Origin of the sequence: Leifsonia sp. NPDC058292 (assembly GCF_042880955.1) — a bacterium.
Lineage (GTDB): Bacteria > Actinomycetota > Actinomycetes > Actinomycetales > Microbacteriaceae > Leifsonia.
The window spans coordinates 19,911-27,400 of the sequence record NZ_JBHVYL010000039.1; the positions used below are offsets into that span (position 1 = coordinate 19,911).

Sequence of the window (7,490 nt, forward strand, 5' to 3'; positions counted from 1 at the left end):
GATGTCGCGCGAGCTGTCGAAAACCGGCTCGCCCGTTCGACGTGAAGGTGATGGACGATACGCCCAGACCGGCACGACCCCGACCGACACAGGAGACGACACGATGAAGTACATGCTCATCCTCAAGGCAACCGAAGAGACCGAGGCAGCCACCGGCGCGGCCGGCGAAGAAGACCTGAACGCCATGGGCCGCTACAACGAAGAGCTCATCAAGGCCGGCGTGCTGCTCGCGGGCGAAGGTCTGACGCCGAGCGCCGAGGGGGCGAGGATCGACTACCGCGGAGACGACCGCGAGGTCACCGACGGCCCCTTCACCGAGACGAAGGAGCTGATCGCGGGCTTCTGGATCATCCAGACCGCCAGCCGCGAGGAGGCGCTCGAGTGGGCGCGCCGCATCCCCCTCACCAGTGGCGCCGTCGAGGTGCGCCGGGTGTTCGAGCTCTCCGAGTTCGACCAGGACAACGAATACGTGCAGATGGAGCAGCAGTGGCGCGACGGCGGCGGTGAGGAGCGCACCGCGTGACAGACGCCCCACCACGACCGGGCCGCCGCGAGCACGACACGGCGGAGGCCCGGCGCGCCGTCGAGGCGGTCTGGCGCATCGAGTCGGGCAAGCTCATCGCCGTGCTTGCGCGCGTCGTCGGTGACGTGGGGGTCGCAGAAGAGCTCGCACAGGATGCCCTCGTCGCGGCGCTCGAACAGTGGCCGGAGACCGGCGTGCCCCGCAACGCCGGCGCCTGGCTCACCGCGGTCGCCAAACGCCGCGCCATCGACGGCTGGCGGCGGCAGGAACGCCTCGGCGAGCGGTACGCCAAGCTCGCCCACGATCTGGAACAGGAGCAGGGGCGTGACGACCCCGCCCGGGCCGTCGAGGAGTCGATCGACGACGACCTGCTGCGCCTCGTGTTCATCTCCTGCCACCCGGTGCTCACGAAACCGTCTCGGGTGGCACTGACCCTCAAACTGCTCGGCGGACTGTCGACGGAGGAGATCGCGCGCGCCTTCCTCGCACCGCCGACCACGATCGGTCAGCGCGTCTCGCGGGCGAAGCGCACGCTCGCGGCCGCTCGCGTGCCGTTCGAAGTGCCCGACCGCACAGAGTTCGCGGCGCGACTCGAATCGGTGCTCGAGGTCATCTACCTCATCTTCAACGAGGGATACTCGGCCACCGCCGGCGACGACTGGATGCGCCCCGGCCTCTGCCAGGAGGCATTGCGTCTCGGGCGCGTGCTCGCCGAGCTGACCCCGCGCGAGCCCGAGGTGCACGGGCTGGTCGCGCTGATGGAGTTCCAAGCCTCCCGCCTCGGCGCGCGAACCACGCCCGCCGGTGAGCCGGTGCTGCTGCAAGACCAGGACGGGGCGCGGTGGGACCGCATCCTCATCGGCCGTGGCGTCGACGCTCTCGCACGCTCAGAGCGCCTGGCCCGAGGTCGCGGACCGTACGCGCTGCAGGCGGCGATCGCGGCCTGTCACGCCACGGCGCCCACCGCCGCCGACACCGACTGGGAGGAGATCGTGGCGTTGTACAGCGCCCTCGCCGAGCTCATCCCGTCGCCCGTCATCGACCTCAACCGTGCAGTGGCTCTCTCGATGGCCTACGGCCCCGAAGCCGCGCTCGACGTCGTCGACCGGCTCGTGATCGAAGGCGCTCTCGCCGGCTACCACCTGCTGCCGAGCGTGCGCGCCGACCTCCTCGTGCGGCTGGGGCGGCTGCCCGAAGCTCGCCGCGAATTCGAGAGCGCGGCGGCACTCACCTCCAACCAGCGCGAACGCGCGCTCCTGCTCGCTCGCGCGGCCGAGTGCTGACGCCCTCCAGGCGCCAGACGGACTGCTGACAATCGGCGGATCTTTCGCGCCACGGCCGAACGGATGCGCGAGACTGAGCACATGCGCGTGCTGTTGAAGTTCGTTCTGGACTGCGACCCGGATGCAGCCTGGCGCGCCCTGCAGAGCCCGACAGCTTTTCGCGAGGTCGCCCTGCCGTGGCTCGACTTCCGGCCGGAGCATCCCGACACCGCGCTGCCCACCGTCTGGGGAGACGCGCACTACGACGTGCGCGTGAGAGCGCTCGGCGCCGTGACGGTCGGAACTCAGGCCATCCGCCTGACCCGCACCGGCGCGCGGGAGCCGGGCGTGCGCATGCTTCGCGACAGCGGAGGCGGCACCGGCGGACTGCTCGCGGCGATCCCTCATCTCGACCACAGGATGGCCGTCGCGCCCGACCCGGCCGGCCCCGACGCCGACGGCCGGCTGCGCACGCTCTACCGCGACAAACTCGAGGTGCGCGCCGGCGTTCTCACCCCGCTCGCCTGGTACACCCTGTGGGCGTTCTGGCAGTGGCGCGGCCTCAGGATGCGCCAGCTCGCGCCTACCTGGGCGTACGACCCGCCCCAGCCCGAAACCCCGGAGGACCCCCGATGACAACCGAGACATCCGCCACCACCGGCGACCGCGCCGTCACAGCCGTGCAGACCGCCGACTGGCGACGCCGGGTGTTCGGGATGTACGCCTCCGTTCGGCAGCTCGCGGCGACAGACCCCGCCACGGCTCACGCCCACTGGATCTCATGCCGCAACGACCTCTTCGCCTCGCATCCGGCCAGCCCGCTGCTCGAGGAGGACCGCGCCGGATTCACCGGACTCCCGGTCGTCGCGTACGACCCGGACTGGCGCTTCGAGCTTCCCATCACCCCGGCAGCCGACCCCCGCCGCATGGATGTGGACACCGGCACAGACGGAGTCGTGCCGTTCGACCTGCTGGGCACCGTGCGGGTTCCTCTGGCGGGCACCCTCGACGTGTGGCGGCTGGCCTCCTACGGCGGCGGCCTGTTCGTGCCGATCAAGGAGGCGCTCGCCGGGCGGCCGGGCGGAACCTACGGCGGCGGCCGCTACCTCATCGACACCGTGAAGGGTGCGGACCTCGGCATCGACGCGACCGACGGCGAGGCTACGCTCGTGCTCGACTTCAACTTCGCCTACAACCCGAGCTGCGCCTACGACCCGGCCTGGGCCTGCCCCCTCGCCCAGGCCGGCAACACGCTCCCCATCGAGATCCCCGTCGGCGAGCGCTACGCCGGCGTCTGAGGCTGCCCCCTCGCGGTGCGGTGCGGTGCTCGCCCGGCCCCACCTCGCGTCGCCCGCCCGGCCCCACCTCATCAAGGGGTCCCAACACGCCGTCAAGACCACCCCTCCAACGGCGTGTTGGGACCCCTGGATGAGATTGCGACGCGCGACGCGGGCGACGAGCGACGCGAGCAGCGAGCGCGCGCGGTCAGCGGGTGACGAGGGTGAGGCGCTGGGTCGGCCTCGTCATGGCGACGTAGAGGGATGCGGCGCCGTTCGGGGACTCGGCGACGAGCGCATCCGGGTCGGCGAGCACGACGGAGTCGAACTCGAGACCTTTCGCCTCGAACCCGGTCAGCACGGCGATCGGGCGGGAGAGCCCGATCGCGCCGCGGGCCGCGTGGTCGCCGAACCTCTCCGACACGGCTACCGCGACGGCGTCGACGTGGGAAGCCGGAGCGATCACGGCGACCGTGCCCGACGAGTCGATCGCGCGGTCCTCCTCCACGGCGAGCGCGACCGCATCCGCCAGACCGGAGCCGTTCGCCGCGACGCGACGGATGGGCCAGTCCCCTTCCCGCACGGCCCGCGTCGGCGTGATGGGCAGCCCGGCGGCCTCGGCGAGACGCTCGGCCTCGCGCGTGATCTGCGCCGGGGTGCGGTAGTTGACGGTCAGCTCTTCGAGACGCCACGCATCCTTGAACAGCGGGTTCAGTGTCGAAGCCCAGCTGGTGGCGCCCGCCGGTGACGCGACCTGGGCGATGTCGCCGACGATCGTGAACGACTTCATCGGGCAGCGCCGCAGCAGCACCCGCCACTGCATCGGGGAGAGCTCCTGGGCCTCGTCCACCACGACGTGGCCGTACGTCCACGACCGGTCGGCGGCGGCGCGCTCGGCAGTGGTTCCGGTGTCGACCTGCTCGGCGAACCCGTCGGCCAGCTGTTCGGCGCTCACGAGGCCCTCGACGCCCATGTTGCGGATGGCCGCCTTCGCGTTCTCGATGTCCCGTTTGCGCTGGCGGTCCCGCTCGCGGGCGCCGGGATCCGCCCTCCCGGGAAAATCGCCCAGCAGTTCTGCGGCCTCGTCGAGCAGCGGAACGTCGCCGACCGTGAACGGCTCCGACCTGTCGCGGCGCAGTGCCGCGCGCTGCGCATCCGTCCACCGCGGGGTCAGCTCGGCAAGCCACGAGGGCCGCGCATACAGGTCTTGGATCAGCTTCTCGGGCGTCAGCGGAAGCCACGCGGTGTTCAACAGCACGCGCACGTCGTAGGAGGTGCGGAGGTCTTCGCGCAGCACCTTGAGGTCGGCGTCGTCGATGGTCGACCCCTTCGCGCGCAACTGCGCCGCTAGCTTGTCGGTCAGCTCGCTGAGCGCCTGCTTCACGAACGTCACCCGGGCGACGTTGTGCGGCTTTCCACCACGATGGGCTCGGGCGATGGCGCGGGCGATCAGGTCGGGCTCGACGACGAGACGTTCGCCGTCGATCTCGACGGTCTGCGGTTCGGCCGGAACCTTCTGCCGGGAATGGACGGCACGCGACAGCAGCCGGGCCATCTGGGCCGACCCCTTCAGCCGTGCGGCCTCCGGCTCGTCGTCGGCCGTGGCCTCGACTCCTGGGAACAGCTCGCCGAGGGTCTGCATGACCACACCGGTCTCACCGAGCGACGGCAGCACGGCCTCGATGTAGCGCAGGAACGCCACCGACGGGCCGACCACGAGCACGCCCGAGGTGCTCAGCCGCTGGCGATTCGAGTACAGCAGGTAGGCGGCGCGGTGCAGCGCCACAGCGGTCTTGCCGGTGCCCGGTCCGCCCTGCACCACGAGCGCACCCCGAAGATCGGAGCGGATGATGCGATCCTGTTCCGCCTGGATGGTCGCGACGATGTCGTGCATCCGGCCGGTGCGCTGGCTCGTGAGCGCCGCCATCAGGGCGCCCTCGCCCTGGATGACCTCCGAACCGTCGCCGTCCACTCCGCCGGAGCCGCTCAGCAGCTCCTCGTCGAACACCTCGTCGTCGACGCGGACGACCTGGCGCCCGGTCATGGTGAGGTGCCGCCTCGCGCGGACGCCCATCCGCTCGTTCGCCGTCGCCTGATAGAACGCGCTCGCCTGCTGCGCCCGCCAATCGATGAGCAGGGACCGCTGGTCGTCGTCACGCAGCCCGATGCGGCCGATGTAGCGGTGCGCGGTGCCGTCGACAGGATGCTCGAGCAGCAGGCGCCCGAACACGAGACGCGAATCGACCTCCCGCAGCTGGCCCAGCTGGTCTTCGTAGAGCCGGGCGAACGCATCCCGCTCACTGCGAGCCTGATGGTTGCTGCCGACGCTTTCGCGGCGCACGCGAGTGAGTCTCTGCTCGGTCTCGGCCCGCAAGGTATCCAGCCGGGAGTACAGCCCGGCGACGATGTTGCGTTCCCGTTCGAGTTCCGATTCCAGCACGCAGACCACCCTCTCGATGACGGGCCGACAGTCTACTTCCTCCAGCCTGGAAGACACTCGGAGGGCGATCCTGTAGACTGATACCACTTGCGAGTCCATGAGGGACTCCCTGCGTCGCAGAACGCACCTCGCGCCGCGCCGGGCAACCGCCCCGTGAGCGTCGACTTTTTCTACGGCGAACGATCGTGCCACCTGGCACCTTCGCCATTTCCACCCCGAGCACAGCCCGCCAGAACGCGGCCTGAAGCTGCCCGGGGTCACGATGCCCCGAAAGGCACCACCACTTTGTCAGAACAGACTTTCTCCTCCCTCGGCGTACCCGCGCCGCTCGTCGCCGTGCTCGCAGCCGACGGTAAGACCGAGCCCTTCCCCATCCAGGCCGACACCCTGCCCGACACTCTCGCCGGGCGCGACGTGCTCGGCCGCGGTAAGACCGGCTCGGGCAAGACCATCGCGTTCGCGCTGCCCATGGTGGCGCGCCTCGGCGGCAAGCTCGCCGGCGGCAAGCGCCGTTCCGGGCGCCCGCTCGGCCTGGTGCTCGCGCCGACCCGCGAGCTCGCCACCCAGATCTCGGCCGCGATGCAGCCCCTCGCCGACGCCTACGGTCTCAAGTCGACCACCATCTTCGGCGGCGTCTCCCAGCAGCGACAGGTCGCTGCGCTCCGTGACGGCGTCGACATCGTCGTCGCCTGCCCCGGCCGCCTCGAAGACCTCATGAAGCAGGGCTTCGTGAGCCTGGATGCGGTCGAGATCACCGTGCTCGACGAAGCCGACCACATGGCCGACCTGGGCTTCCTGCCCGTCGTCACGCGCATCCTCGACAAGACCCCGTCCGGCGGTCAGCGTCTGCTGTTCTCGGCGACGCTCGACAACGGCGTGGACAAGATCGTCAAGCGCTTTCTGCAGAACGAGGTTCTGCACTCGGTCGACGAGGCCACCAGCCACGTCGACGCGATGACCCACCACGTGTTCGAGGTCGAAAGCCTCGAAGGCAAGAAAGACCTGGTCGAGAAGCTCGCTTCGGGCATGGGCCGCCGCATCCTCTTCACCCGCACCAAGCACCACGCCAAGAAGCTCGCCAAGCAGCTCACCGCTTCGGGCATCCCCGCGGTCGACCTCCACGGCAACCTCTCGCAGGTCGCCCGCGACCGCAACCTCGCCGCGTTCGGCGCCGGGGATGTGCGCGTGCTGGTGGCGACCGACGTCGCCGCCCGTGGTGTCCACGTCGACAACGTGGAGCTGGTCGTGCACGTCGACCCGCCCATGGAGCACAAGGCGTACCTGCACCGTTCGGGTCGTACGGCCCGAGCCGGCAGTGCCGGTGACGTCGTCACCGTGATGCTTCCGAGCCAGCGCTCGGACGTGAAGGTTTTGCTGCGCAAGGCGGCCATCGCCGTTCAGCCGCAGACCGTCGAGGCCACCTCGGCGCCGGTCTCGAAACTCGTCGGAGAGACGGCTGCCTACGTGAAGCCGGCCCCGCGCGACGAGACCCAGCGCGCCGGCGGTGGCGGCGGGCGCTCGCAGGGCGCGAACGCTCAGCGCAAGCGCGCCGCGCGCGACGGTGCCGGCAACGGCGGCGGACGCCGCGGTGACGGCGGGCGTGGCGGCGAGGGCGGCAACGGCACTCGCGGCGGCAACGGCGGCGGGCGCAGCGGCGCGGTGCGCGACGGCGCGGTGCGCGACGGCGGTGCGGGCGGCGGACGTGGCGGCGACAACGCCGGGCGGCCGCGTCGCGACCGGTCCGGGCGTGCGGCCACCGCATCCACCAGCACCGGCTCTTCGGCCGGCGGCTCGGGAGCCAAGCAGGGCGGCGCAGCGCGCGGCGGCAACGGCGGACGCGGTGCCGGTAACAGCGGCAACGGCGGCGGTATGCGCGTCGGAAGCCTCGTCGGCGGCAGCACGCAGCGCGGCAACGGCTCGCGCCGCGCACGCGGCTGACACACGCCGCAGAACAGCTCAGGTGCGGGATGCGTGACTCAGGTCGCGCA

At 71.1% G+C, this 7,490-nt stretch carries 6 protein-coding genes; 5 read left to right on the forward strand and 1 reads right to left on the reverse strand.

Annotated features, from left to right (window positions below; all coding sequences use genetic code 11):
* Positions 1-103 precede the first annotated feature (103 nt).
* The 4 genes from ACFVWR_RS16510 (at position 104) to ACFVWR_RS16525 (ending at position 3,083) form a co-directional block, all read left to right on the forward strand.
* Positions 104-523 (forward strand): YciI family protein, encoded by a 420-nt coding sequence (locus ACFVWR_RS16510; RefSeq protein WP_387214535.1) that lies wholly within the window; start codon positions 104-106, stop codon positions 521-523.
* Positions 520-1,806, forward strand: a complete 1,287-nt coding sequence (locus ACFVWR_RS16515; protein WP_387214538.1) for an RNA polymerase sigma factor — start codon at positions 520-522, stop codon at positions 1,804-1,806. Before ACFVWR_RS16510 ends, ACFVWR_RS16515 begins: the two co-directional genes overlap by 4 nt.
* Positions 1,807-1,887: 81 nt before the next feature.
* Positions 1,888-2,421 (forward strand): hypothetical protein, encoded by a 534-nt coding sequence (locus ACFVWR_RS16520; protein ID WP_387214541.1) that lies wholly within the window; start codon positions 1,888-1,890, stop codon positions 2,419-2,421.
* On the forward strand, positions 2,418-3,083 hold the full coding sequence (locus ACFVWR_RS16525) for a DUF1684 domain-containing protein (protein WP_387214544.1): 666 nt from the start codon (positions 2,418-2,420) through the stop codon (positions 3,081-3,083). Before ACFVWR_RS16520 ends, ACFVWR_RS16525 begins: the two co-directional genes overlap by 4 nt.
* 187 nt (positions 3,084-3,270) lie before the next feature.
* Here the strand turns inward: ACFVWR_RS16525 and ACFVWR_RS16530 are convergent, their stop codons facing one another.
* A complete protein-coding gene (locus ACFVWR_RS16530; RefSeq protein ID WP_387214547.1) occupies positions 3,271-5,502 on the reverse strand; it encodes a HelD family protein in 2,232 nt (743 codons plus the stop codon).
* Positions 5,503-5,787: 285 nt separating this feature from the next.
* On the opposite strand from ACFVWR_RS16530, the gene ACFVWR_RS16535 reads away from it, so the two are divergent.
* Positions 5,788-7,440 (forward strand): DEAD/DEAH box helicase, encoded by a 1,653-nt coding sequence (locus tag ACFVWR_RS16535; protein ID WP_387214550.1) that lies wholly within the window; start codon positions 5,788-5,790, stop codon positions 7,438-7,440.
* Positions 7,441-7,490 lie beyond the last annotated feature (50 nt).

Bases quoted from the DNA above. Each gene is read 5' to 3' on its own strand.
- ACFVWR_RS16525 (WP_387214544.1), top strand. From the start codon at position 2,418: ATGACAACCGAGACATCCGCCACCACCGGCGACCGCGCCGTCACAGCC.
- ACFVWR_RS16510 (WP_387214535.1), top strand. From the start codon at position 104: ATGAAGTACATGCTCATCCTCAAGGCAACCGAAGAGACCGAGGCAGCC.
- ACFVWR_RS16520 (WP_387214541.1), top strand. From the start codon at position 1,888: ATGCGCGTGCTGTTGAAGTTCGTTCTGGACTGCGACCCGGATGCAGCC.